Here is a 24,023-nt window from a genome sequence, read left to right as displayed (position 1 = left end):
CGCCGCTGTCAGATCCAGTCCTTCGACGATGACCCTCCCCGCCGAGGGTGTGTCCAGCCCCGCCAGCAGATTCAGAAGCGTCGACTTCCCCGAGCCGGAAGCCCCGACCAGCGCCAGGATTTCACCCCGTGCCAGGGTGAGATTGACGCCATCCAGCGCGCGCACCTCGGACTTGCCGCGGCGATAGTAACGGCACAGATCGGCGGCGGTGATCCAGTCCACGGGGAAATCTCCGTGTCCTTGGACGAGCGCGCACCTGAAAAGTTCAGGGCTGTTTGGGTTTCGTGACAGCCCGCCCGCCGGCTTCACGTTCCAGCAACGCGCGCTTGCGTTCCAGCCCCCAGCGGTAACCATGCAGCCGCCGGCCGGCGCCGACCGCCCGGTGGCAGGGAACCACCACCGCCAGATGGTTGCGCGCGCAGGCGCGTCCCACCGCCCGCGCCGCCCTGGGATGGCCGATCGATGTTGCGATCTCGCTGTATGTGCGAGTGACGCCCGCGGGAATGCGCCGCAACGCTTCCCAGACCCGCAGCTCGAAGGCGGTGCCGCGCAGGTCCAAAGGCAGCGTGACCGCCTGCCCCGGCTCCCGCACCAGCGCGACCACCTTGCCGACCAGGTCGCCCATCCGCGGATCGCGGGCGGCCAATCTCGCCAGGGGATAGCTTGCGCGCAGACGTTCCGTCAACGCGTCGGCGTCATCTCCCAGCCAGACTTCACAAAGCCCGCGCGCAGTCGCCGCCACCAGCACATAGCCGAGCGCGCAGCGACGCACCGCATAGCGGACGACTTCCTCCGCTCCCCCGGCCTTGAGCCTGCCCGGCGTCATGCCCATCCGTACGGCGGCCGTCTCGTAGAAACGGCCGTTGGAACTGAATCCCGCATCGTAGAGCGACGCGGTCACCGATTCGCCCCCGCGCAACGACGCCTTGGCGCGATCAATCATCAGTTGCGCGCGAAACTGACGCGGTGTCGCGCCGACCAGGCGATGAAACATGCGGTGAAAGTGAAACTCACTCATTCCGGCGGATTGCGCCAGCTCCGCCAGAGTCGGCATGCGCTCGGCGTCGCGGATTTGTTGCGTCGCGCGGGCGATGGCGTCGGCATGACGACGTCCGTACGCGTCATCTTCCGGATGGCAGCGGCGGCAGGCGCGGAAGCCGGCACGACGGGCGGCCGCGGGCGTGTCATAGAAACCGACGCGCTCCCGGCGCGGACGACGCGAGGGACAGGTCGGACGACAGAAGATACCGGTGCTGGTCACCGCGAAGACAAACTGCCCGTCGGCGGACGGATCGCGCGCAAGCACCGCCTCCCAACGGGCCGCGTCGGTACGGTATCTCTCAACAGACTGAGCCGTCATTGGTTCTCCCGGTCGCGGCGTTCGACCCTCAGTTGGTAGCAGCCAACCTCGGAGTTGCGAATATGTACGTAGGCAACTTGCTGCTCGGCGAAGATTTCATCCAGGGCCGTTTCCACCCGGCCGTCGTTCACGTACACCTGCGCCAGCAGACGCCGTCCCGCGGCGTAACCGTTCAACGTCATCGGATGCGCGCGCAATTGCGCCGGAAACCCGGCGCGCTCATCATACCGCGCGCATGGTTCCGCATGGATGAATACCGGCCCGGGCAGGGGCAACGGTTCCAGTCCATGGAAGGGATCGAAGGTGAACAGAATCCGTTCATCGGCGCCCTCGACAAAGGATCGCAGGCAATGCCGGCACGGGCCGAATCCAGTCGCGACCTCGCGATGTGCGGGATGCCCGTAGCCCGGCGCGCGCATGGTGGCACGAACCTGCTCGGCGGTCCGACTGGGGATGGCAATGTACTTGTACTGATCCATGGTTCTCCTTTCGTCTCGTCTTCGCTTCCATGATCGGCCACCGGCCCGTCCGGCACACTCCGCCGCTTGCTTTCAAAGTGATTTTCCTCCCGCACCCGCAGTGCAAAAGTCCCCAATGTGGACATTTTATTCCGGGTGGCCGGACCGATACAGTTATCCACACTGACTCTGAGCGCGGTTCGGATTGGCTTTGTGGGGCGGGTTGTGGTCACAAATCAATTCCGTCTTGACTTGCTGGCCGCAAGCCCGACATATTCGGGCTTCGTTTTGGCCGGAGTTTGCGAAATGGTTCACAAAGCCGCAGACTGCCGGAAAAACGATCTGAGAGCGGCTGTTGAAGTTCGACTCTCCTGAAAAGGCCGGGCGGTGGTTGCGCCCCATCGGGCTTCTGACCGCCATCCCGTTTGTCCTGCTGTTTGGTCCGCTGATCGGGTATTTCATCGGCGACTGGCTGGACAAGAAACTCGGCACCGCGCCCTGGCTGATGGTGCTGTTCATCGGCCTCGGCTTTGTGGCTGCCGGACGCGAAGTCTGGGGCCTGATCAAACGCGCCGCGCGCGAAACCGACGAGACCGATCGCGATCGCCCATGAGTCTGGAGTTTCTCAAACGGATTTGGAAGGCCACGCTCGTGGTGGGGGTGATCGTTTCCGCCTTCACCGCCGTTTACTACGACATGATGTTTGCCGCCGGGGTGTTTGTCGGCTGCCTTTGGGGTGTAGCCAATTTCATCGCGCTGATCGCCGTCCTGACCGCGTTTGTCACCCCGGACAAAGTCAATCGTCAGCGCGCCCTCTGGCTGGCCGCCATCAAGTTTCCGGTTGTCTACGGGATCGGCTACCTGATTTTGCGCAGCGGCTGGTTTGCGCCGGTGGCGCTCCTGGCCGGATTCTCGCTTTTGTTCACAGTCACCCTGCTCAAGGCGCTGGGACGCGCTTACCTGAAGCTCGATGAGCGTCGCGCCGATGTCCATCCGGCGGCCCATCCATGACCCTCCCGGCGCTCCCAGCGATGCTGTATCCGCTTCTGGCCACCGCCGCCGAACACGGCGCTGAAGGCGGGGCGCAGCCGTCCGGCGCGCCGGTTCTGCCCAATCTGGTGACGATCATCGCCGCCCGCGCCCATGGGCCGTTGGGTGAATTCCTGCATCACTTCGAAAACGTGATCTACGCGTTTCTGGTTGCCATCCTGCTTTCGCTTCTGGCCTGGCGCGCTTCGCGCAACCGGCAGATGGTCCCCGGGCCGCTGCAAAACCTGTTCGAAATGCTGGTCAGCGGACTCGACAACTTCTTCGCCGGCATTCTCGGGCCGCAGGGACGGCGCTTTACGCCGTTTCTCGGCACGCTGTTCATCTACATCTGGTGCATGAACCTCTTCGGACTGATCCCCGGCATGATGTCGCCGACCGGCGGTCCCAATGGCATCAACACCACCATCGCGCTGGCGATCTGTGTCTTCCTGTATGTGCAATACGCCGGCCTCAAGAAGCTGGGCTTCGGCGGTTACTTCTTCCACCTGATGGGCTCGCCGCGCGACGCGATCTCGTGGGTGCTGGTGCCGCTGAACCTGCCGATTCACGTCATCGGCGAACTGGCCAAGCCGCTGTCGCTCTCGCTTCGTCTCTTTGGCAACATCACCGGCGAGGATGTGCTTCTGGCGGCCTTCCTCGGGCTGGGGGTCACGGCGATTTCCTTCCTGCATGTGCCGGTGGGAATCCCGCTCCATCTGCCCTTTATGTTCCTGGCGCTTTTGACCGGCACGATCCAGGCGCTGGTGTTCACCCTGCTGTCGACCGTCTACTTCTCGATGATGGTCGCCGAACACGAGGAGCATCACTAAATCGCTCGGTCTGATTGGAATTGTCGAACGAATAACCGGAACCACTACGGAGGAGCACTACCATGACTTTCCAAACCGCATTGTCCTTCGCGCTGCCGTTCGGCCTGGCCGTGGCGGCGCTGGGTTCGGCGCTGGGCCTGGGCAAGGCCGTGGCCGCCGCGATGGACGCCATGGGCCGTCAGCCCGAAGCCGCCGGCAAGATCCAGACCGGCATGATCATCGGTTGCGCGCTGATCGAGGCGCTGACCATCTACGCGCTGGTGGCGTTCTTCATTCTTCAGGGACGCATCGCGTAAGACCCGCCGCAGGCGGCGGGGTCAATTCGGGCGCGCCGGGGCTGGTCCCGGCGGGCGGCGTATTGTCCTGAACACCAAAGGACACCAGTGAGATGAACGTCGATATCATTCAGATCATTACCCACCTCATCGGGTTTCTGATCGTCCTGTGGATCCTGAAGAAGTACGCGTGGAAGCCCTTCCTCGACACGCTGGAGGCGCGGCGCGCGCAGATCCAAAGCGACTTCGACGCCGCCGCCGCCAAACGGCGTGAGGCGGAGGAGGCCGCGGCCCAGTACGCCGCCCACCTGAAGGATATCGAGAGCGAAAAGCGCGCCCGCATTCAGGAGGGCGTCGCCGAAGGACGCAAGATCGCCGAGGAAATCCGTGAGGAGGCCCGCAACGAGGCCAGGAAGATCCTCGACAAGGCGCGTGAGGACGTGCAGCGCGACATCGCCAAGGCCCAGGTCGAACTGAAGGACAAGATCGTCAGTCTCACCCTGGCCGCCACCGAGCGGGTCGTGCGCCAATCCCTCGACGCCGAGGGCCACCGCCGTCTGGTGGCGAATTTCATCGACGAGCTCGAACGGGCCAACCCGGGACGGAACAACTAAATGGAAGTCCGCATCGCCAGGAAATACGCCCGGGCCCTCTTCGCGCTGGCCACTCGCAACCGCGTGGAAGAGGCGGTCTGGGCCGACCTGTCGGCCCTGGCCGAGGTTCTGCGCGCCGACCGCCGCCTGCTCAAGGTGCTGGCCGCGCCGCAGATCCCCGACGAGGACAAGCGGACGCTGGTGCGCACCGTGATGGCCGGCGCCCACGAATCCGTGCTGCACTTTTTGCTCTTCGTCATCGACAAGGGACGCACCGAGCACATTCCCCGCATCATTGACCTGTACGGGGCCATGCTCGACGAGTCCCGCGGCATCCTCGAGGCCGAGATCACCAGCGCCGTGCCGCTGCGCGACGATGAAATCCGCCGCATCGTGGCCCGGCTCGAGGCAACCACCGGCAAGACCATCCGTCACCGCGACAAAATCGACCCCGCCATCCTGGGCGGCGTCGTCGTCATTGTCGGCGGCGAAATCATCGACCATTCCGTGCGTCACGATCTGCTGCGCCTGCGCGAGACGCTGCGGGCGCTGAAAGTGCATCAGGCCGCGTAAGGGAGAGACAATGGCTTTAAGGCCCGAAGAAGTGTCATCGGTCATCGCCAAAGAGATTGGCCAATACCAGAGCAAGCTTGAGATGGAGTCGGTGGGCACCGTGCTCCAGGTCGGCGACGGCATAGCCCGTGTCTGGGGACTCGAAGACGCCATGATGTCCGAACTGGTGACCTTCCCCGGCGACATCATGGGCTTGGTCCTCAATCTGGAAGAGGACAACGTCGGCTGCGCCATCTTCGGCTCCGACCGCCACATCAAGGAAGGCGACACCGTGCGCCGGACCGGACGGGTGGCTTCGGTGCCTGTCGGCGACGCGCTCATCGGCCGCGTGGTCAACCCGCTCGGCCAGCCGCTGGACAACAACGGCCCGATCGTGACCGACCAGTTCCGCAATCTCGAGGTCAATGCGCCCACCGTGATCGACCGTCAGCCGGTGAAAGAGCCGGTGCAGACCGGCCTGAAGGCGATCGACTCGATGATTCCGATCGGACGCGGCCAGCGCGAACTGATCATCGGCGACCGCCAGACCGGCAAGACCGCCGTCGCCGTCGACACCATCATCAATCAGCGCGACACCGATATCTTCTGCATCTACGTTGCCGTCGGCCAGAAGGCCTCCACCGTCGCGCAGGTGGTTGAGATCTTCCGCAAGCATGGCGCCATGGACTACACCACCGTGGTCGTCGCCTCGGCGACCGATCCGGCGCCGCTGCAGTTCATCGCCCCCTACGCCGGTGTGACCATGGGAGAGCACCTGATGGTGCAGGGCAAGCACGTGCTCTGCGTCTACGATGACCTCTCCAAGCACGCGGTCGCCTATCGCCAGTTGTCGCTGCTCCTGCGCCGCCCGCCGGGACGCGAGGCCTATCCGGGCGACGTCTTCTACCTGCATTCGCGCCTGCTGGAACGCGCGGCGAAGTTGTCCGATGAGAAGGGCGGGGGATCGCTCACCGCGCTGCCGATCATCGAGACCCAGGCCGGCGACGTGACCGCCTACATTCCGACCAACGTGATTTCGATCACCGACGGGCAGATTTTCCTCGAAAGTGACCTGTTCTACTCCGGTGTGCGCCCCGCGATCAACGTCGGTATCTCCGTGTCGCGCGTGGGCGGCAACGCCCAGACCAAAGCGATGAAGAAGGTGGCCGGTTCGCTGCGTCTCGATTTGGCGCAGTACCGCGCCCTGGCCGCCTTCGCGCAGTTCGGCTCCGATCTCGACGAAGTCACCCGCCGGCAGTTGACCCGCGGCGAACGCATGGTCGAATTGCTCAAGCAGGGGCAGTATGTTCCGATGCCGGTCGAGGATCAGGTGATCGTGATTTGGGCGGCGGGGAAGGGGTATCTCGACGAAATCCCCGTGGCCGCCGTGAAGAAGTACGAAAGCGAGTTTTTGGCCTTCATGAAGAAGGAGTACCCCGACGTCGGCCACACCATCAAGACCAAGGGTGCGTTGTCCGACGATTTGGAGGCCAAATTGAAAGATGCCTGCGTCAGGTTCCGCGGCATCTTCAAGCCGTAACGGCCGCGCTCGGGAGGGTCAGGCGGGGTTGGCCCGCTATGGGATTGGAAGCTGCCGGGCGGGCATTGCCCGCCGCTTGGTGAGTAAAAAACGCGGCTCAAGAGCCGCTTCTACGAACGGGTTGGACAGGTAAGATGCCATCGTTGCGCGACATCAAACGCCGGATTCGCTCGGTCAATTCGACCAAGCAGATCACCAAGGCCATGGAGATGGTCTCGGCCGCCAAACTGCGCAAGGCGCAGACACGCGCCGAGAAGGCGCGCCCCTACGCTGAAAAGCTGGAGCTGATCCTGGCCAATCTCTCGCGCGCGGCGGTCCAGCCCGGCGGCGGCATCCTGCATCCATACTTCGCCGCCCGTCCTGTACGGAAGACAACCTACGTGCTGATCACCGCCGACCGCGGTCTCTGTGGATCATTCAACGCCAATTTGATCCGGCGCGCCTCGCAGGCGCTGCGCCGCCATGAGCCGGGGACCGCCGAGTTGGTCTGCATCGGCAAGCGCGGCAACGATTGGTTCAAGAAGCGCTCCACCCCGGTTATCGCGGCCCATCTGGACTTTGGCGGCAACATGGACCTGGCGCGGGTCAAGCAGATCACCAACGACCTGACCCAGCGCTTTGTCACCGGCCAGACCGATGCGATCCAGCTGATCTACGCGCGGTTTATTTCGACCGCGCGCAGCGAAGTCACCATCGCGCCGTTTCTGCCGATTGTGCCCGGCGACCAGGCCGGGACAACCGTGGCCGATTACATCTTCGAGCCCGATCCGGTCGCCATCTTCTCCGACCTGATGCCGCGCTACGCTTCCACCGTCATCCAGACCGCGCTTTCGGAGTCGTTTGCCTCCGAGCACGCCGCCCGGATGCTGGCAATGGGCGCCGCGACCAAGTCGGCCGGCGAGATGATCGATTCGCTGACCTTGCAATTCAACAAGGCGCGCCAGGGCGCCATCACCAAGGAACTGCTCGACATCGTCGGCGGCGCCGAAGCGATCAAGTAGCGATATGATTCCCTGGCACGACCACTCCGCCTGCCCGCATAGGGGCGTATTGCATACGCCCCTTCGCACAGTTGGCGGAACGGGCGAATGCAATTCGCCCCTACGACTCCGAATCAATTGAATCGATGGTTCAGATTGCTGACACTGATGGCACGAACGCACGCGAAGGGATAGAGAGGATCAACGCATGGCAGGCGAAAACTGGGGCAAGGTTGTTCAGGTCATCGGACCCACGGTCGACTGTGAATTCCATTCCGACCATCTGCCCAACCTGTTAAACGCAATCACCGTGGTCGACAAGGAGCGCGGCATTGATCTGACGCTCGAGGCGGCGCTGCACATCGGCGACAACGTCGTGCGCTGCGTGGCGCTGGCCTCCACCGACGGCCTCGTGCGCGGCATGAAGGCGCTCGATACCGGCCGTCCGATCGCCGTTCCGGTCGGCGAGCAATGCCTCGGACGCATCTTCAACCTGCTGGGCACGCCAATCGACGGCAAGGGGCCGTTGCCGCCCAATGCGCGCCGCGATCCGATTCACCGCCCCGCCCCGTCGCTGGCCGACCAGTCCACCGAGACCGAGATTCTCGAGACCGGCATCAAGGTCATCGACCTGCTCGAACCCTACTCCAAGGGCGGCAAGGTCGGCCTCTTCGGCGGCGCCGGCGTCGGCAAGACCGTCATCATTCAGGAACTCATCCGCAACATCGCCACCGAGCACGGCGGCTATTCGGTCTTCTGCGGCGTGGGCGAACGCACCCGCGAGGGCAACGACCTCTACCGCGAAATGACCGAGTCGGGCGTGATCAAGAAGACGGTGATGGTCTTCGGCCAGATGAACGAGCCGCCGGGCGCGCGTCTGCGCGTCGGCCTGACCGGCCTGACCATGGCCGAGTACTTCCGCGATGAGGCGCATCAGGATGTCCTCATCTTCATCGACAACATCTTCCGCTTCACGCAGGCGGGTTCGGAGGTCTCGGCGCTGCTCGGACGCATGCCGTCGGCGGTGGGATACCAGCCGACACTGGCCACCGAAATGGGCGCGTTGCAGGAACGCATCACCTCGACCAAGGCCGGTTCGATCACCTCGGTGCAGGCGATCTATGTGCCCGCCGACGACCTGACCGACCCGGCGCCGGCGACTGCGTTCACGCACCTCGACGCGACCACCGTGCTCTCGCGCCAGATCGCCGAGCTGGGCATCTACCCGGCGGTCGACCCGCTCGATTCGACCTCGCGCATCCTCGATCCGCACATCGTCGGCGAGCGCCACTACCGCGTCGCCCGCGCCGTGCAGAACATCCTCCAGCGCTACAAGGATCTGCAGGACATCATCGCCATCCTCGGCATGGAGGAACTCTCCGAGGACGACAAGTTGATCGTCTCGCGCGCCCGCCGCATCCAGCGCTTCCTCTCGCAGCCGTTCTTCGTCGCCGAGGCGTTCACCGGACGCACCGGCCGGTATGTGAAGCTCGAGGATACGATCCGCGGCTTCGAGGAGCTGGTCTCCGGCAAGCACGACGATGTCCCCGAGCAGGCCTTCTATATGGTCGGCTCGATCGAAGAGGCGCTGGAACAGGCCGAAAAGATGAAGTCGGAGGCGGCCTGACGCTCAATCGGGCGTCGCCGTCCTATTGGACCTATTACAATGGCATCCTTTCATCTTTCGATTGTCACCCCGGAGGAGACTGTCTTGGAAGAGACGGTCACTTCGATCATTGTGCCCGGCGCCAAGGGGTATTTGGGGGTGATGGCCCACCATGCGCCGCTGATTTCGCCGTTGGTTCCGGGGAAACTCACCATCGTCATGGCCAACGGCAATGAGCGCATCATGGCGGTTTCCGGCGGGTTCATCGAAGTGGCGAACAATCGCGCCACGATCTTGGCCGACGCCGCCGAATTGGCCGACGCCATCGACCGCCAGCGCGCCCAGGCCGCGCTGGACCGCGCGCAGAAACGGCTCCGTGATGCGGCGCAGGGCGACCAAGCGTGGGACATCGACCGCGCCACCGCCGCGTTCCACCGCGCTAAAAATCGGCTGCGCATCATCGATGAGGTTCCGGTCCGCTCTCATTGACGGGGGCGCCGCGGACCGAACCATTCGATGCGCGCAGGGTATAAATGCGGTGCCGTGACTTGATGGCCCCCGATTTCCAATGAAAACCCAAGGAGGATTGTCCATGAGAGGTTCGCATCGCTGGTCGACGCTGGTCTGTTCCGTCGCCACGCTGTCGTTGACGTCCCTGGCGCTCCTGGCCGGCCCGGTCGCCGCCCAGGACAACAAGACGGCCCCCGCCGAATCGCGCGAGGTCAAACCCAAACCGGAGGTGGCGGTGGATCCCGCAGCGCCGTACAAGCACATCACATTCGCCAAGGGCGAAAAGCCGCGTGTCGTCGTGGAGACCACCATGGGCAAGATGGTCCTCGAGCTGTGGCCCGATGTCGCCCCCAAGCACTGCCAGAGCTTTGTCTATCTCGTCGGCAAGCACTACTACGATTCGGTGTCGTTTCACCGCATCATCCCCGGTTTCGTGATCCAGGGCGGCGACCCGCAGGGCACCGGCATGGGCGGCCCGGGCTACACCATCCCCGCCGAGTTCTCCGACACGCTCAAGCACGATCTGGGCATTCTCTCGATGGCGCGCACGCCCGATCCGAACTCGGCGGGCTCGCAATTCTTCATTTGCCTTTCGCGCGAGCGCACCAAGAACCTCGACAAGCAGTACACCATCTTCGGCAAGGTGGTCGAGGGTCTCGACGTGGTCGAGGCGATCGGCAAGGTCAAGACCGGGCCCGGCGACCGTCCGGTGACCCCCGTGTTGATGACCAAAGTCTACATGGAACCAAAGGGCTAATCGGCCTTCCGCGTTCATTCTCAAAGGGCCGTCCCTGCGCTCCAGGGACGGCCTTTTGCTTGAGCGTTGCCGACGATTTGTTATCGTCGAAGCGATGCGCGTCGGCCGGGCGCGGCGCCTGGGGTAGAAAGGTGTTGCCGCCGGCGCATCAACGGGCTTGATTGGCCCCGGTAGCGTCAGGGCAGGGCAGAGGAGACCGAAGGAATGAGACTCACCAAGCGTAGTTGCACGTGGTTGACCCTTGTCGGCATCATGGCCGCAGTCTTCGTCGGATCGACGCCGCATGCGGCACGGGCGCAAAGCGATCCGGTGACTGACAGCATCAAGCAGGCCGAGGCGCGCAGGGCCATGGAGGCCGAGGCCGATTCGGCGCGACGGGCCGCCGACAATGTCGCCGCCCGCGTCCGTGCCGCGCAGATGCGCGGCGACACGGCCAAGACCGATTCCCTGCCGGCCGCCAGACCCACCGACACGCCGGTGGTGGTCGATACGACCACCCCAACTCCCCCCGCCGGCGCCGTGAGAGAGCCGCTCGGCGACACGGCTGCCGTCACCGAAACTCCCGCTGACACCGCGCCGGGGGCGCCGCAGGATACCGCCGTCGCGGTTGCGCCCGCCAAACCCATCGATCCCACGGCGCCATACAAGGATGTCACGTTCGATGCCGAAGAAAAGCCGATCGTGGTGTTTGAGACCTCAATGGGCAACATCACGATCGAGCTGTGGCCCGATGTCGCCATGAAGCACTGCCAGAATTTCGTCTACTTAATCAACCGCGGCTTCTACGATTCCCTGCTCTTCCATCGTGTGGTTCCCGGCTTTGTGATCCAGGCCGGCGACCCCACTGGCGCGGGCACCGGAGGCCCCGGATACACGCTGCCGGCCGAATTCTCCACCACCATCAAGCACGATGAGGGCATTCTGTCGATGGCGCGCAAAGTCGACCCGCTCGCCAAACCGGGCGAGCCGGAGCGGCCCGAGTTTCTCAACTCCGCCGGTTCGCAGTTCTTCATCTGTCTCGGACGCGCCGCCAGTCTCGACGGCAAGTACACCGCCTTCGGCGAGGTGATCGAAGGGATGGATGTGGTGCAGAAAATCGCCAAGACCCCGGCGCAACGCGAACGCCCGCTGACCCCGGTCCGCATTACCAAGGCCTACGTCAAACCGAAAGCGTAGAGATCGCCAGTCAGCGACAAAAACGCCCTGTCCGCGACGGCGGACAGGGCGTAGTGTCGAGTGCCCCTGCGGGCCGATCACTTGAAGCAGTAGACGGTGCCATGCCAGAGGTAGCAGCAGTTCTCGCAGTCCACATAACAGTACCCCGCTGGACAATTGTACTTCTTCTGGCACGAGCGACAGGCCCCGACCGAATCGGCGGCCAGCACCGTCACCAGCGCCGAGAGCACGAATGTCATCGCCGCGGCGCCTAACATGGCCCTGATGCGCTTGCGCATCGCATTCACCTCCTTGTGATCGTCAGTGTTGCTGCCGGACCGGCAGCGGTTGGAATCCGGAATAAAGAACTCCGGATTGCGCGGTCGCGCAAGGAAAAAAACAGGGGGCTATGGCGCTTCGCGCAGCGCCGTAATGGCGTCGGAAAGGGTGAATCCCTGCCCGATGCCGTGGCGGATGTATGCGATTCGGCCGCCGCGACGCACTCCGATCACGCTGGGGATGATGTCCATTGCATACTCTTCGGCGAAGACCGCCGCGGTGTCGCACAGAAGCGGGAAACGGAAGCCGGATTTCTGCGCGTAGACGCGGGCGTAGTCCACGTCGTTGGCGCAGACCCCCACCACACGCGGCGTGCCGGATTCCGGCGTCTCACGGTTCCACACCGCGACCGCCTCCGCGCAGGGTTCGCAATCGGTGGCGATGAACAGCACAATGAGATCGCCGTCGCGCGCAAACGCCTGCATTCCCGTCGCCATCCCGTCGATGGCGACCACCGGCACATCGGGCAGCAGATCGCCGGGATGCAGACGGCTTGCCTGCCCCGATTTGGCCTGTTCAACACGCTCGGCCATGGCCCGGTTGCTCCGCCACTCCAGATACGCGTTGCCGGCCATGACACCGAGGAAAGCCGCCACCAACACAATCACCGCCAGGACAACCAGTCGGGCGCGCGATCCGGCGGCTGGAGGGGTCTGATTCATACGCAGGCAAAATCCGACGCTGTCCAGGGGTTGTCAACGGCGGAGTGGGCCCCGCGACTCACCCATCTGGACGTTTTCAAATGCCGCAAGGGGTGTTATCTTGGCGGCCGTGAAGCCGTTGCTGGCATTGACCGTGGTGGGGTCCACCGGCTCCATCGGTGAAAGCACACTGCGCGTCGTCGACCGCTACCCCGACCGTCTCAGCGTCGTCGGGCTGTCCACCGGCCGCAATCTGGCCCGCCTGAGCGAGCAAGTGGCGCGCTACCGCCCCGAAATCGCCGCCATCAGCCAATCGACGGGTGATCTACCGCCGGGGGTCCGCGCGGGGGATCAGGCCATACGCGAAGCCGCCGCCTGGCCCACGGCCGATGTCGCGGTGATTGCCGCCGTCGGCTTTGCCGGGGTCCGTCCGACTCTGGCCGCCATCACGGCCGGCAAGCGCATCGCGCTGGCCAACAAGGAGACTCTGGTGGCTGCCGGCGCGGTGGTCATGCCCGAAGCCCGTCGCCATCACGCGGCCATTGTGCCGATCGATTCGGAACACTCCGCCATCTGGCAGTGTTTGCAGACAGGAGCGCGCAGTGAAGTCCGCCGGCTGATTCTGACCGCCTCGGGCGGCCCGTTCCGCACGCGGCCGCTGGCCACCTTCGGGCGGATCACTCCCGCCGAGGCGCTGGCGCACCCAACCTGGAGCATGGGCCCGCGCATCACCATCGATTCGGCCACCATGATGAACAAGGGTTTCGAGATCATCGAAGCGGCGTGGCTTTTTGACCTGCCGCCGGAACGGGTCGATGTCGTCATTCATCCCCAGTCAATCGTGCACTCAATGGTGGAATTCCAGGACGGCTCGGTGGTGGCACAGATGGGGATTCCCGACATGACGCTGCCGATCACCTATGCGCTCTTTGGCCCGGAACGCCCCCCGGCCACCGCCGATGTTCCGCGCTATCAGCCCGCGCAACGTCAGCCGCTTGAGTTCTTTGAACCCGCGCCGGAACGTTACCCCGCCTTGGAGCTGGCGCGCGCCGCCTGGCGGCAGGGGCCGACCGGCGGGGCGGTACTCAATGCCGCCGATGAGGTTGCCGTCGCCGCTTTTCTTGAGGAAAGACTGCCGTTTACCCGTATAATTCCGCTGGTGGAGAGGGTGCTCTCCGAACACGTCGTTGTCCCGAACCCAACGATCGGCGACATTGAGGAAGCCGACCGCTGGGCACGTCGCCGGGCCGAAGAATTGGCCGGGACAGCAGGCGGACGTGTCATGACCCATTAACCTGACCGGATGAGGATAATTTGACTACGTTGTTTGCCACGCTGCTGGTTCTGGGAGTTCTCATCTTCGTGCACGAGCTCGGGCATTTCCTGGTCGCCAAATGGGCCGGGATCCGCGTCGAGCGCTTTTCGCTGGGGTTCCCGCCCAAAATGATCGGGTTTACCAAAGGGGAGACGGAGTACTGCATTTCCTGGGTTCCGCTCGGCGGCTATGTGAAGATGGCCGGCGAGAACCCCGAGGAAAACGAAGTCACCGGCGATCCGCGCGAATTCATGTCGAAGAGCATCGCCACCCGCGCCGCGGTGATCATCGCCGGCCCGTTGATGAACTTCGTGGCCGCCATTCTGCTTTTCTCCGCGGTCTTCTTTTTCTATGGCAAGCCGGTCGCCAATCCCGACCGCGTGGTGGTGGGAGCGGTGCTGCCTGATTCCCCCGCCGCGAAAGTCGGGATCATGACCGATGATGAGATTGTCGCTATCGACCATCAGCCGGTAAAGACCTTCCAGGAGATGGCCGAATATGTCGGCCGGCGTCCGGGGCAGGGCGTCGAGGTGCTCTGGAAACGCGGCGATGACATCTTCTCCGCGCCGCTGATTACCCGCGTCGACACGCTCAAGGCCGCCGACGGCGCCGACAGTCTGGTCGGACGCATCGGCATCGGGATGGGATTCATTAATGAGCCCATGGGGTTGTTGGCCTCGCTGGGTGCCGGCACCGTCCAGACGTTCAACATTTGCGGCGCGATGGTGAAGTTCCTCGGCGGCCTGTTCTCCGGCGCCGTATCGATCAAGATGGTCTCCGGCCCGGTGGGCATCGCCAAGATGGCCGGCGAGGTGGCGAGCGAAGGGCTGAACATGCTCCTGACCTTCATGGCCGTGCTATCGGTCAATCTGGCCATTCTCAACGTGCTGCCGGTGCCGATCCTCGATGGCGGCCACCTCGTGTTCCTGTTGATCGAGAAGCTCAAGGGACGTCCCCTGACCATCAAGCAGCGCGCCATCGCCCAGCAGGTGGGCATGGGGCTGCTTTTGCTTTTGATCGTGACCGTGACCTACCACGATGTTCTGCGACTCTTCGGCGGGTAGGGAAGCCGAACTTTCCGGCGCGGGCGACGTATGAAAGTACACAACAGATTTTAGGCGACCAACCCCAGAGGGGAGATGAACGTGGCACTGTTCGGACACAAGGATAAGCCGAAACCCGACCCGCGGCCCAGCGGCTTCGGGCATGTGCTCTGGGAATACGCCAAGAACCTTGGCGTCGCCTTCATTCTCGCGATCGTCATCAAGACCTCGATCGTCGAGGCCTATAAGATTCCGTCCAGTTCGATGGAGGACACCCTCCTGGTCGGCGACTTCCTGTTGGCCAACAAGTTCATCTATGGCTCGCGCCTTCCGCTTCTGGATTACCGTCTGCCGGCCATCCGCGATCCCGAGCCGGGGGATGTCGTGATCTTCAAGTTCCCCAACGACCCCTCGGTCAATTACATCAAACGCTGCATTGCCAAAGGCGGGCAGACGGTGGAGATCCGCAACAAGCGCGTCTATGTCGATGGCGAGTTCGTGCCGTTGCCCGCCGACGGGAAATTCACCTCCGGCGAGGCGGTCGAGCCGGCCGGACGCAGCACCCGCGACAACTTCGGGCCGTTCACCGTCCCGCCCGGCACCTACTTCATGCTCGGTGACAACCGCGACAACTCCTACGATTCCCGATTCTGGGGCGTGGTGCCGCGCGATCTGGTCCAAGGCAAGGCGATGGTGATCCACTGGTCCTGGGGGACCGATCCCAACGCTCCCGAATGGTCCTGGACCAACCTCGGCTCGATCGGCAAGGCGTTTCTCTACAACATCAGCCATTTCGCCTCGCGAGTGCGCTGGAACCGTCTCGGCGACATCATCTATTGAGGCGCTTGCCCGATTATTCTTCTCCTGATTTTCCTGTCATCATACGGCGCCGGCCTTGCGAGCCGGCGCCGTTATCGCGTTGACAAGCCCCGCCGACGTCGTATCGTACGGGTGATGGCTGGCCGCTATGCGCCTCCATCGTTGCCGGAGGGACCATGCACGGCGTCTGTCATCCGGCCCCCTTCTGCCGACGCGTTCTGCCCTCACTGATTCTGCTTTTTGCGTGCGGCGGCGCGACATGGGCGACTGACAGCGGCAAGCGGTTGGATGTCATGATCCCGCCGCTGCCGCCGATCAACGCCCGCCCGATCTGGGTGGAATCCGTCGATTCCGTGGCCATGCGCGGCGGCGACACCGCCTATGTCGAGTTTGTCGCCGTCGACCCCGAAGACCGACCGCTGTCGATCACGATACTGGACGCCCCCGACTTCGCCGCTTTTGACGCGTCCCCCGCCGGGCGGGTGATCCTGACTTTCACCCCCGGCCCCGCGGTCGATGGACAGTTCGCCATTCGGCTTGTGGCCGCCGATGATTCCAGCGCCGCCGACACCGCCACTCTCCACCTGACCGTCACCCGTATCAACCGCCCGCCGGAGTGGGGCGACCCCGGCATCGACACACTCATCCTGAGGGAAGGCGAAACCGACGTCGTGCAGTTGTCTGTGGACGACCCCGACGGCGACAGTCTGACGGTCACTCGCTTCAGTCTGCTTGAAGTTCATATCGCCCCGGCCGGACCGGGAGTATATGATCTGGTCATCATCACCCACTTCGGGAATGCCGGACTGCACAGTGTGATGCTGGTTGCCGCTGACCCCGCGTTGGCCGACACGCTTTGGCTGCCGGTGCGTGTCACTCCCGCGCCGCCCAATCATCCGCCGGTCTGGAGCGATCCGGGGTTTTCGACCATCGATCTGCTGGAGACCGGGTACTTCATCGTGGCGCTTGGGGTCAGCGACGAGGACGGCGACGGGATCGCGATCGCCAATGAGAGCACCATCCCCACGCTCCTGACCGACCTGGGCGGCGGGCAATTCGAACTGGTCATCGCGCCGGCCATCGGCGACACCGGGCGGCAGCAGGTCCGCTTGGTAGCGGATGACGGGCGCGCCACCGACACTTTGGCGATGACAGTCAACGTTAACTTCAACCCCCATCGCAACCACCATCCCCGCTTTGTCAATCCGCCCGACACGGTGTACCTCGCCGCCAATCGCGACACGGTCATCGCCATCATCGCCGTCGACCCCGACAACGATTCTCTGGTGGCCAAGGCCGGGAACTACCCCGAATTCATGACTTTCACAACCGCGGTCGATGGCGAAGGCCGGATTCGGGCGACGCTCTCCATCGTCCCGAAGGAGAATCACGCCGCCGTTTATCCGGTGATGCTCACGGTGACCGATGGGAGTCTCAGCGATACCGCCATCGTGTCGATCCGCGTGAGCTATGTGAACTTCCCGCCGCAGATCGCCGCCGTGACGCCGCAGACGGTCAGCGAGGGGGACACGCTCGAGGTGTCGATCAGCGCAACCGACCTCAATGGCACGCCGCTGTCTCTGACGGCCGCCAACCTGCCCGCGCGCGCGACATTCGCCGATCACCACAACAACACCGGCCTTCTGCGCTTTCTGCCCGACTACACCCAGGCGGGTCAGTACACCGTGACGATTCGGGCCAGCGACGGGGTCCTGACCGACAACGAGTATCTGACGATCACCGTCCTGAATGTGCCGCGCGCTCCGGTCCTGGCCAACATCGCCCCGCAGACAGTCAATGAGAACAGCAGCATCAGTCTCCGTGTCAGCGCCACCGATCCCGACAAAGAGGCGCTGACCCTGACGGCATTTGGCCTCCCGCTCAATGCGACTTTCGCCGACAGCGGCAACGGCGCGGGCGCCCTCATCTTCGCGCCCGCGATCGGGCAGATCGGCCCGTTTGAAATAACGGTCGTCGCCAGCGATGGCCTCCTGGCCGACAGCCAATTGGTCCTGATCACGGTTCTGCAAACGACTCTGCCCCCGGACAGCGCCGGTGCAATTCAATTCGTGACCGACGAACTGACTCGTTGGGAGTCACCCTACACGATCGACCAGTTGCACGTGGAGGATCTCGATGGCGATGGACGCGACGAGGTCCTCTTCCGCGAAAGCGCCGAAAGTGGATCTGTCCTGCGCATCTGGTCGCCCGCGTCGGACAGTTTCTGGTCCCTGCCGCCGGCCGGCACGGGGATCAAATCGTACACGCTGCGCGCCGTCAACGGCCGCATCGAGCCGGTGCTCTGGACCAATTCACAGCAGTTGCTGGGTCTGGCCGATGGGGGTCTTGGTTGGGACGTGCTGGCCACCGTTCCGGATTCGGCCGCGGGCCTGCAATGGCTGCCGGACAACCCGGCCGGGTGGCTCGCCCTGCTGGCTCTCCCCGTGGAATCAATTGGCTACTACACGAATTACTTTGGTTGCACGTCGTATAGTTCCGATGTCACCACCACATCGGCTCCACTCTCGACGACCGGCATCGTCAAGCGTTTCGCTAAAGTCGGCTTCGCGCGCACGGCGCCGTTTGAGATCGGGCATGCGCTCCCGCTGTTCTACGGCGGATCGCAGACCGACTTGCTCATCTTCACTTATGTGAAGCAGGAATGGCGGGAGACGGGAGGCAATTGCGGGAACCCCAATTCGACCGAACAGGTCTCGCTTTGGCTCAACAGTCTCATGCGCGAAGACACCGTGCCCCGGATGATCGCGGAGGGCTTCTCCTACTATTGCTACGATTGGTACAATTGCGGGGCCCGGCCGGACCCCGCCTCGCGGTTTGTCGGCCTCGGCCACTGGAAGTCCGCCGCCGACCCACGGCAGCGACTCTGTTATGCCAGTGTCATCAATTCCGACTGGTACACCTCACCCAGCTACTTGCATCGACTCGTGGTGATGACACGGGAGAGCAGCTGGTCGCTCCGCGAGACGCAGTTTTCCCTCCCGGCTGCTTCCCTGCGCGGCGGGCTCGTCACGACCGATGACACGCGCGCCGAGAAGATGCTGCTGGCGCCCAATGCCGGCTTCGGTTATGTCGTCAGCATTCCCGATGCCGCTTACGCGGGGCGCCTGGTTATGCCGGCCGCCGGACGGTTCAAGACCGGTTACCTGATCGACACCCTGCATCGCGACATGGTGTTCCGCGCGACGAATGCGATTGCGGTGTATCGCCTGAAGCCCTACGAGCCGCCGCGCGGCAGCGCCCTTGTGCATCGTGTTCCGGCGGACTTCCCGACCATTCAGGCGGCCATCAACGCCGCTCTGCCGGGGGATACCATCCGGGTCGCGCCTGGTTCCTATTCGGGACTGGTCGACTTCCTCGGCAAGGACCTTTGCCTGATCTCTGATTCGGGCGCGCCGGTCACCGAAATCCTGCCGGCCAGCGCCACGCGCCCGGCGGTCAACTTCGCCGCCGGCGAGACCGAGGCGGCGATCCTCGACGGATTCACCGTGCGCAGCGGAGCCGTCGCCCATGTGCAAATCGCCAACTTCGCCCATCCGGTGATCCGCCACTGCATCTTTCGGGATCGGCAGGGGACCGGCGAGGTCATGACGATCAACGCCCAGGGCGCGCTGATCACGCGGAATGTCTTCGCGGGCAACCTCGGATCGGTCGGCATTGTGGTCGGCGCTGCCGGCAGGGCGGAGATCGTGAACAACACCTTCGACCGCAACAAATCCGGGGTCGTTTCTGACAATGAGGCCTCCGAACTGCGGAATAACATCTTCTCGCATCATTCACAGCCCGCCGTCGCCGGACGCTTCAACCCGGCCGACTACAATTGCTTCTGGCAGAATGGCATCAATTACGACAATCGGTTCTCCCGGAAGACCCCACGCGGGGCGCACGATTTCAGCGTCGATCCGCACTATGTGGATCCGGCCGCTGGCGACTACCGTTTGCAGGAGCGTTCGCTCTGCGTCGACAACGGCGACCCCGATGCGCAGTTCAAGGACGCCGATGGCACCCGCAACGATGTCGGCGCGTTTGCGCGCACGCGAATTCCGCATGCGGCGGTTGCGAATTTGCGGGTGGATGTCCTCAATCCCTGGCGGCTGACCGAGGAATCGCCCCGGTTCGTATGGGACCTGATCGGATTCGATGCCGGCGGCCAACAGGCTATCGAAGTGGAAGTGGGAACCGATAACGACTGGACGGTGGCTGAAACCTGGGCGCCGGGCGTAATGGCCACCGGCGAATCATCCTTGATCTACTCCGGACCTCCCCTGGCCGACGCCCAGGATTATGTCGTCCGCGTCCGCGCCCGTGGCGTCGAAGACTGGGGGGCATGGGCCTACCAGGGATTCCGCGCCAATGGCCTGCCCCCTCCACCGCGAATCGTGTTTCCGGTTGCCAACACCCTGGTCAATCCACGCATGCTGCAACTGCGTGTTGCCGTCGATGCCGATCCCGACGGTGACTCGCTGACTTGCGAGTTTGTGGTGGCGGAGACACCCGACCTGTCGATCATTGTGGCGGGCTCCACCCATCGCCTGCTCAGCGCGGCCATTGTCGCATCAGACACGCTGGCCGAATTGTCGCTGGATCGGGTGTATTGGTGGAGCGCGCGCCTCTCCGATGATGTCGAAGCCACGGCCTGGACGCCGCCGATACCGTTCATCACCACCAGCGGTTCGATCACTGTGCCGGTCGACCAGCCGACCATCCAGGATGGCATCGATGCAATGGCCACAGGCGACACGATCTGGGTGGAGACGGGCGACTATGCCGAGAATCTGAACTTCCGTGGGCGCGGGCTCGCAGTGTTGTCGCTGGCGGGACCGGAACAGACGATTCTCCGTCCGCTGGATGCGTCGGCCGCGACCGTGGCCTTCCCGCGCGAAAATCAGACCAGCGTCCTGGCGGGCTTCACGATTACCGGTTCGGAGACGTTTGCGGTGACCGGGACAATCGCGCACCCGCGTCTGATCGGCAACATCTTCGACGGCAACATCGGGGCCGTCAAGCTGAATGGTTGCACCGATCCGCTGCTGGAGAAAAACCTCTTCCGCAACAACGGCGTCGAATCGCAGAGTCACGCGGCGGTCTGGCTGGACAACTGCGTCCGGGCAATCATCACGCGCAATGTCAGCCACCGTGGGCACAGCGCGGGCGATTTCTACCTGACTTACAGCGACGGCGAAATCACCAACAACACGATCGAAGTCGGACGCGGCTTTGGCATCTACGTGCGCTGGGGCATTGTCGCCGTGTACAACAACATCGTCGTCCGCGCGCCGTACGTTGGGATTTACCAGCACGCCTCCGCCAATGTCACGGCCATCACCGACTACAATTGCGCCTTTGGCAATGCGAAGGACTACCGCGATGTCACGCCTGGTCCCGGCAGCGTCTATGCCGACCCGCAGTTCGTCGACCCCGAAAACGGCGACTTCCGCCTGGCCGACAGCTCCCCCTGCATCGACGCCGGGCACCCCGATCCGCGCTACAACGATCCCGACGGCTCGCGCAACGATATCGGCGCCTTGCCCCATGTGCCCGGACTGGCCGCGCAGTTGTCCGTCGATCTCAATTTCGACGGCATCATCGACATCCGCGACGCGGTCCAGTTGATCGACCGGCACGTGCGCGCCGCCAACTCGACCGTGGCCACCGGGGCGCAACGCGAGCGCATCCGCGCGCTTCTGCAACGCCTCTTGTGCCCGGGCCGGCGCCAATGACAACGGGCGCGCCGATCGGCGCGCCCGCTTGGCACCCCTGCAATGTCGCGGCCTACAGCTCCGTCTTTGACAGGCCGTACTCCTTGATCTTGTACAACAGCGAACGATAGGAAATCTCGAGGACATCGGCGGCCTTGCGCCGGTTCCAGTTGGTTTTGCGCAGGACCTCGGCGATCAAGTCGCGCTCCTCGCGCGCAATCACCGCGTCGACCCGCCGCTTGAGCGAGTATCCCGCCTCCTCGGCGGCCGGCGCCGTCACCCGCGGCGCGGGAGAGGCATAGATCGGGGACTGTCCGGGACGTTGCGCGAACGGCCGATTGACCAGTTCGTCAATCGCTCCCTCGTCGTTGCGCACCACCACCTGCTTGATCAGATTCTCCAGCTGGCGCACATTGCCCGGCCACGGATAGAGCATCACCTTCTGCATCGCGGCGGGGGAGAGGCCGTTGAAGGTCCGGTTGTATGCGGCGGTGTACTTTTCGATGAAATGCTGGATCAGAAGCGGAATGTCTTCAATCCGGTCGCGGAGCGACGGGAGGGTGATCGTCATCTCGTTGAGCCGGTAGTACAAGTCCTCGCGCATGATCCCGTTGGCGATCGCGGCTTCCAGGTCGCGGTTGGTGGCGCAGACGATGCGGACATCGACCTTGATCGTGTTCAGTCCGCCGACGCGCACGAACTCCTGCTGCTCCAACACCTGCAGGAGTTTCGACTGCAACTCCAGCGGCATTTCGCCGATTTCGTCGAGGAAGATCGTGCCCTTGTTGGCCGCCTCGAACCGCCCCGGCTTGGTGCGGTGCGCGCCGGTGAACGCCCCGCGCTCATAGCCGAACAGTTCGGCCTCGAGCAGATCGCGCGGGATGGCGGCGCAGTTGACTTTCGTGAACGGCGCCCGGGCCCGCGCCGATTCGTCGTGCAAAAGACGCGCCACCACTTCCTTGCCGGTGCCGCTTTCGCCGCGAATGAGCACGGTCAGCTCGCTGTCGGCGATTTCCTCGAGGATGTTTTTCACCTGCTGCATCGCCGGCGAGTCGCCGACCAGCGTGCGGAAACGCTCGTGCAACGCGCGCTGCAACTTGGCGTTCTCGCGCCGCAGCGCCCGCGACTCGAGCACCTTTTTCATGTGCAATTCGACCTCGGTCGGGTCGAACGGCTTGTTGATGAACTCGGCCGCCCCGAGACGGAAGGCGGTGGCCACCGTCTCCGATTCGCCATGTCCCGATAGCATGATGACCTCGGACTCCAGCTTGGCCGGACGCAGCCGCTCCAGCACCTGGAGCCCGTCCATCCCCGGCATCTTCACATCCAGCAGGATGACATCGGGCTTCTCCTGCGCCGCCAATTGGATGCCCTCAAAGCCATCCGCGGCCGAGACCACTTTGAAATCCTGTGAGAGGCGCTCGGAAAGGATCCACGGCACCTTGGGATCGTCATCTATCACCAGCACCTTGATCGGGTCCAACATGCGACAGCCCTTTCGTTTGCGCGCCATCCCCCGGCCCGGATGGGCAAGGCGTTGCGCTATTGGGTATATCGGCTGCTGACAGGCAATCCCTTACCGGAAAGTGGCAAATCGCGTCACCGCACGGGCATGCGGATGTGGAATTGCGTCCCCTGGCCGGGGCTGCTTTCCGCCGTGATGGTGCCATCGTGCGCCTGGATGATCCTTTGGACAATCGCCAGCCCCAGCCCGGTGCCGGTCGCCTTGGTGGTGAAGTACCGCTCGAAACAGCGCGCCAGTTCGGCCTGGCCCATGCCCGGGCCGGTGTCGGCGACGGTGATGTGGACCTGCTCCTCGCCGGAGGGGAAGGCCGGTTCGGCGGTGGCGGTGACCGTGAGCGTGCCGCCCTTGCCCATCGCCTCGACCGCGTTCATCAGAATGTTGAGCAGCGCCTCGGTGATCTGGTTTTCATCGCAGAAGACCGGTTTGAGCACCGAGGGAATCCGCACTTCGACTCCGATGTCGTGTTTCTTGGCGAACTGTTCGACCAGCCCCACCGCGCGAAAGATGATCGGGCGCAGGTCGCGGCGGTCGGTCCGGTAGCGGGTGGGGTTGGAGAAATCCACCAGTTCGGTCACCAGTGCCGCCAGCCGGACCACTTCCTCCTCGGTCGATTTGAGGATCGCGCCGGTGTGCGTGTCGGCGGCCATCCGTCCGCGCAGGACCTGGAGACTGCCGCGAATGTTCGTCAGCGGCTTGCGCAGATCATGCGAAATCTCCGAGATCATCTTGCCCATGGTGACCAGACGCGAGGCGTTGATCAGGGCGCGCTGGCGGTCGAAGATGCGCTCCGCCTGGCCGCTGACCAGTTTGAGCAGACGCCGCTCGCTTTCGTCGAAGGGACGGTCCTGCTGACGGATCACCGCGAAGACGCCCAGCGGCTGGTCCACCGAGCGGACGGCCGCGGTCAGGATTTCGCTGCCGGCGCCGGTGTCGGTCCAGAGCGCCCGACGGATCGCGGCCTCGCGCTGGGCATCGTCGG

General features: G+C 64.0%; 23 protein-coding genes. 16 read left to right on the top strand and 7 right to left on the bottom strand.

Annotated elements, in window-relative coordinates; genetic code table 11:
• From VNN55_09800 to VNN55_09790, 3 genes are all read right to left on the bottom strand, one after another.
• Positions 1-222, bottom strand: a 222-nt coding sequence (locus tag VNN55_09800; GenBank protein HWO57848.1) for an ATP-binding cassette domain-containing protein, incomplete at its 3' end; no start/stop codon positions are given.
• Positions 223-265: 43 nt separating this feature from the next.
• Positions 266-1,360 carry a bifunctional DNA-binding transcriptional regulator/O6-methylguanine-DNA methyltransferase Ada gene (ada, locus tag VNN55_09795; protein ID HWO57847.1) on the bottom strand — a complete coding sequence of 365 codons (1,095 nt, stop codon included), beginning with the start codon at positions 1,358-1,360 and terminating at the stop codon, positions 266-268.
• Positions 1,357-1,839 carry a DUF1203 domain-containing protein gene (locus tag VNN55_09790; protein ID HWO57846.1) on the bottom strand — a complete coding sequence of 161 codons (483 nt, stop codon included), beginning with the start codon at positions 1,837-1,839 and terminating at the stop codon, positions 1,357-1,359. Before VNN55_09790 ends, ada begins: the two co-directional genes overlap by 4 nt.
• 334 nt (positions 1,840-2,173) lie before the next feature.
• Here VNN55_09790 and VNN55_09785 point away from each other — a divergent pair, with 334 nt between their 5' ends.
• The 12 genes from VNN55_09785 (at position 2,174) to VNN55_09730 (ending at position 11,666) form a co-directional block, all read left to right on the top strand.
• Positions 2,174-2,431 carry an AtpZ/AtpI family protein gene (locus VNN55_09785; GenBank protein HWO57845.1) on the top strand — a complete coding sequence of 86 codons (258 nt, stop codon included), beginning with the start codon at positions 2,174-2,176 and terminating at the stop codon, positions 2,429-2,431.
• Positions 2,428-2,829, top strand: coding sequence for a hypothetical protein (locus tag VNN55_09780; GenBank protein ID HWO57844.1), 402 nt, complete (start codon positions 2,428-2,430; stop codon positions 2,827-2,829). The genes VNN55_09785 and VNN55_09780 overlap by 4 nt, the downstream gene beginning before the upstream one ends.
• Entirely contained in the window at positions 2,826-3,677 is an 852-nt protein-coding gene (gene atpB / locus VNN55_09775; protein ID HWO57843.1) for a F0F1 ATP synthase subunit A, read from the top strand. The genes VNN55_09780 and atpB overlap by 4 nt, the downstream gene beginning before the upstream one ends.
• Before the next feature lie 62 nt (positions 3,678-3,739).
• Entirely contained in the window at positions 3,740-3,973 is a 234-nt protein-coding gene (atpE, locus tag VNN55_09770) for an ATP synthase F0 subunit C (GenBank protein ID HWO57842.1), read from the top strand.
• 92 nt (positions 3,974-4,065) lie between these two features.
• Positions 4,066-4,566 (top strand): F0F1 ATP synthase subunit B, encoded by a 501-nt coding sequence (atpF, locus tag VNN55_09765; protein ID HWO57841.1) that lies wholly within the window; start codon positions 4,066-4,068, stop codon positions 4,564-4,566.
• On the top strand, positions 4,567-5,118 hold the full coding sequence (gene atpH / locus VNN55_09760; protein ID HWO57840.1) for an ATP synthase F1 subunit delta: 552 nt from the start codon (positions 4,567-4,569) through the stop codon (positions 5,116-5,118).
• Between the two features lie 10 nt (positions 5,119-5,128).
• On the top strand, positions 5,129-6,637 hold the full coding sequence (gene atpA, locus VNN55_09755; GenBank protein HWO57839.1) for a F0F1 ATP synthase subunit alpha: 1,509 nt from the start codon (positions 5,129-5,131) through the stop codon (positions 6,635-6,637).
• A gap of 134 nt (positions 6,638-6,771) precedes the next feature.
• On the top strand, positions 6,772-7,638 hold the full coding sequence (gene atpG, locus VNN55_09750) for an ATP synthase F1 subunit gamma (protein HWO57838.1): 867 nt from the start codon (positions 6,772-6,774) through the stop codon (positions 7,636-7,638).
• A gap of 187 nt (positions 7,639-7,825) precedes the next feature.
• On the top strand, positions 7,826-9,244 hold the full coding sequence (gene atpD / locus VNN55_09745; protein ID HWO57837.1) for a F0F1 ATP synthase subunit beta: 1,419 nt from the start codon (positions 7,826-7,828) through the stop codon (positions 9,242-9,244).
• Positions 9,245-9,283: 39 nt separating this feature from the next.
• Positions 9,284-9,712: a F0F1 ATP synthase subunit epsilon gene (locus tag VNN55_09740; protein ID HWO57836.1), complete on the top strand. Its 429-nt coding sequence runs from the start codon at positions 9,284-9,286 to the stop codon at positions 9,710-9,712.
• A 103-nt stretch (positions 9,713-9,815) separates the two neighbouring features.
• Positions 9,816-10,490, top strand: coding sequence for a peptidylprolyl isomerase (locus VNN55_09735; protein ID HWO57835.1), 675 nt, complete (start codon positions 9,816-9,818; stop codon positions 10,488-10,490).
• 204 nt (positions 10,491-10,694) lie between these two features.
• On the top strand, positions 10,695-11,666 hold the full coding sequence (locus tag VNN55_09730) for a peptidylprolyl isomerase (protein ID HWO57834.1): 972 nt from the start codon (positions 10,695-10,697) through the stop codon (positions 11,664-11,666).
• Between the two features lie 77 nt (positions 11,667-11,743).
• Here VNN55_09730 and VNN55_09725 read toward each other — a convergent pair whose 3' ends face one another.
• Both VNN55_09725 and VNN55_09720 read right to left on the bottom strand, forming a co-directional pair.
• Complete coding sequence (locus VNN55_09725) at positions 11,744-11,944, bottom strand: hypothetical protein (GenBank protein HWO57833.1); 201 nt, start codon at positions 11,942-11,944, stop codon at positions 11,744-11,746.
• A 108-nt stretch (positions 11,945-12,052) separates the two neighbouring features.
• Complete coding sequence (locus tag VNN55_09720; GenBank protein HWO57832.1) at positions 12,053-12,646, bottom strand: redoxin domain-containing protein; 594 nt, start codon at positions 12,644-12,646, stop codon at positions 12,053-12,055.
• Between the two features lie 109 nt (positions 12,647-12,755).
• On the opposite strand from VNN55_09720, the gene dxr reads away from it, so the two are divergent.
• From dxr to VNN55_09700, 4 genes are all read left to right on the top strand, one after another.
• Complete coding sequence (dxr, locus tag VNN55_09715) at positions 12,756-13,919, top strand: 1-deoxy-D-xylulose-5-phosphate reductoisomerase (GenBank protein ID HWO57831.1); 1,164 nt, start codon at positions 12,756-12,758, stop codon at positions 13,917-13,919.
• Positions 13,920-13,939: 20 nt separating this feature from the next.
• The gene (gene rseP, locus VNN55_09710; protein HWO57830.1) at positions 13,940-15,004 is read left to right on the top strand and encodes an RIP metalloprotease RseP; all 1,065 of its coding nucleotides are present in this window, start codon (positions 13,940-13,942) and stop codon (positions 15,002-15,004) included.
• An 81-nt stretch (positions 15,005-15,085) separates the two neighbouring features.
• On the top strand, positions 15,086-15,823 hold the full coding sequence (gene lepB / locus VNN55_09705) for a signal peptidase I (GenBank protein HWO57829.1): 738 nt from the start codon (positions 15,086-15,088) through the stop codon (positions 15,821-15,823).
• A 155-nt stretch (positions 15,824-15,978) separates the two neighbouring features.
• The gene (locus tag VNN55_09700) at positions 15,979-21,540 is read left to right on the top strand and encodes an Ig-like domain-containing protein (GenBank protein HWO57828.1); all 5,562 of its coding nucleotides are present in this window, start codon (positions 15,979-15,981) and stop codon (positions 21,538-21,540) included.
• A 52-nt stretch (positions 21,541-21,592) separates the two neighbouring features.
• On the opposite strand, the gene VNN55_09695 is transcribed toward VNN55_09700, so the two are convergent.
• Positions 21,593-23,005 carry a sigma-54 dependent transcriptional regulator gene (locus VNN55_09695; GenBank protein ID HWO57827.1) on the bottom strand — a complete coding sequence of 471 codons (1,413 nt, stop codon included), beginning with the start codon at positions 23,003-23,005 and terminating at the stop codon, positions 21,593-21,595.
• Positions 23,006-23,118: 113 nt separating this feature from the next.
• The coding region (locus VNN55_09690) for an ATP-binding protein (GenBank protein HWO57826.1) at positions 23,119-24,023 on the bottom strand (905 nt) is incomplete at its 5' end.

This window comes from bacterium (genome assembly GCA_035559435.1).
GTDB lineage: Bacteria > Zixibacteria > MSB-5A5 > WJJR01 > WJJR01 > JACQFV01.
This window is presented reverse-complemented; position numbering and strand designations above follow the sequence as displayed.

What these genes read in the sequence shown, in the direction of transcription:
- atpG (HWO57838.1), top strand. Translation starts at nt 6,772, where the DNA reads ATGCCATCGTTGCGCGACATCAAACGCCGGATTCGCTCGGTCAATTCG.
- atpF (HWO57841.1), top strand. Translation starts at nt 4,066, where the DNA reads ATGAACGTCGATATCATTCAGATCATTACCCACCTCATCGGGTTTCTG.
- VNN55_09695 (HWO57827.1), bottom strand. Translation starts at nt 23,005, where the DNA reads ATGTTGGACCCGATCAAGGTGCTGGTGATAGATGACGATCCCAAGGTG.
- atpB (HWO57843.1), top strand. Translation starts at nt 2,826, where the DNA reads ATGACCCTCCCGGCGCTCCCAGCGATGCTGTATCCGCTTCTGGCCACC.
- ada (HWO57847.1), bottom strand. Translation starts at nt 1,360, where the DNA reads ATGACGGCTCAGTCTGTTGAGAGATACCGTACCGACGCGGCCCGTTGG.
- VNN55_09700 (HWO57828.1), top strand. Translation starts at nt 15,979, where the DNA reads ATGCACGGCGTCTGTCATCCGGCCCCCTTCTGCCGACGCGTTCTGCCC.
- VNN55_09730 (HWO57834.1), top strand. Translation starts at nt 10,695, where the DNA reads ATGAGACTCACCAAGCGTAGTTGCACGTGGTTGACCCTTGTCGGCATC.
- atpH (HWO57840.1), top strand. Translation starts at nt 4,567, where the DNA reads ATGGAAGTCCGCATCGCCAGGAAATACGCCCGGGCCCTCTTCGCGCTG.
- atpE (HWO57842.1), top strand. Translation starts at nt 3,740, where the DNA reads ATGACTTTCCAAACCGCATTGTCCTTCGCGCTGCCGTTCGGCCTGGCC.
- VNN55_09790 (HWO57846.1), bottom strand. Translation starts at nt 1,839, where the DNA reads ATGGATCAGTACAAGTACATTGCCATCCCCAGTCGGACCGCCGAGCAG.
- VNN55_09740 (HWO57836.1), top strand. Translation starts at nt 9,284, where the DNA reads ATGGCATCCTTTCATCTTTCGATTGTCACCCCGGAGGAGACTGTCTTG.
- atpA (HWO57839.1), top strand. Translation starts at nt 5,129, where the DNA reads ATGGCTTTAAGGCCCGAAGAAGTGTCATCGGTCATCGCCAAAGAGATT.
- atpD (HWO57837.1), top strand. Translation starts at nt 7,826, where the DNA reads ATGGCAGGCGAAAACTGGGGCAAGGTTGTTCAGGTCATCGGACCCACG.
- VNN55_09735 (HWO57835.1), top strand. Translation starts at nt 9,816, where the DNA reads ATGAGAGGTTCGCATCGCTGGTCGACGCTGGTCTGTTCCGTCGCCACG.
- VNN55_09780 (HWO57844.1), top strand. Translation starts at nt 2,428, where the DNA reads ATGAGTCTGGAGTTTCTCAAACGGATTTGGAAGGCCACGCTCGTGGTG.
- VNN55_09725 (HWO57833.1), bottom strand. Translation starts at nt 11,944, where the DNA reads ATGCGCAAGCGCATCAGGGCCATGTTAGGCGCCGCGGCGATGACATTC.
- VNN55_09720 (HWO57832.1), bottom strand. Translation starts at nt 12,646, where the DNA reads ATGAATCAGACCCCTCCAGCCGCCGGATCGCGCGCCCGACTGGTTGTC.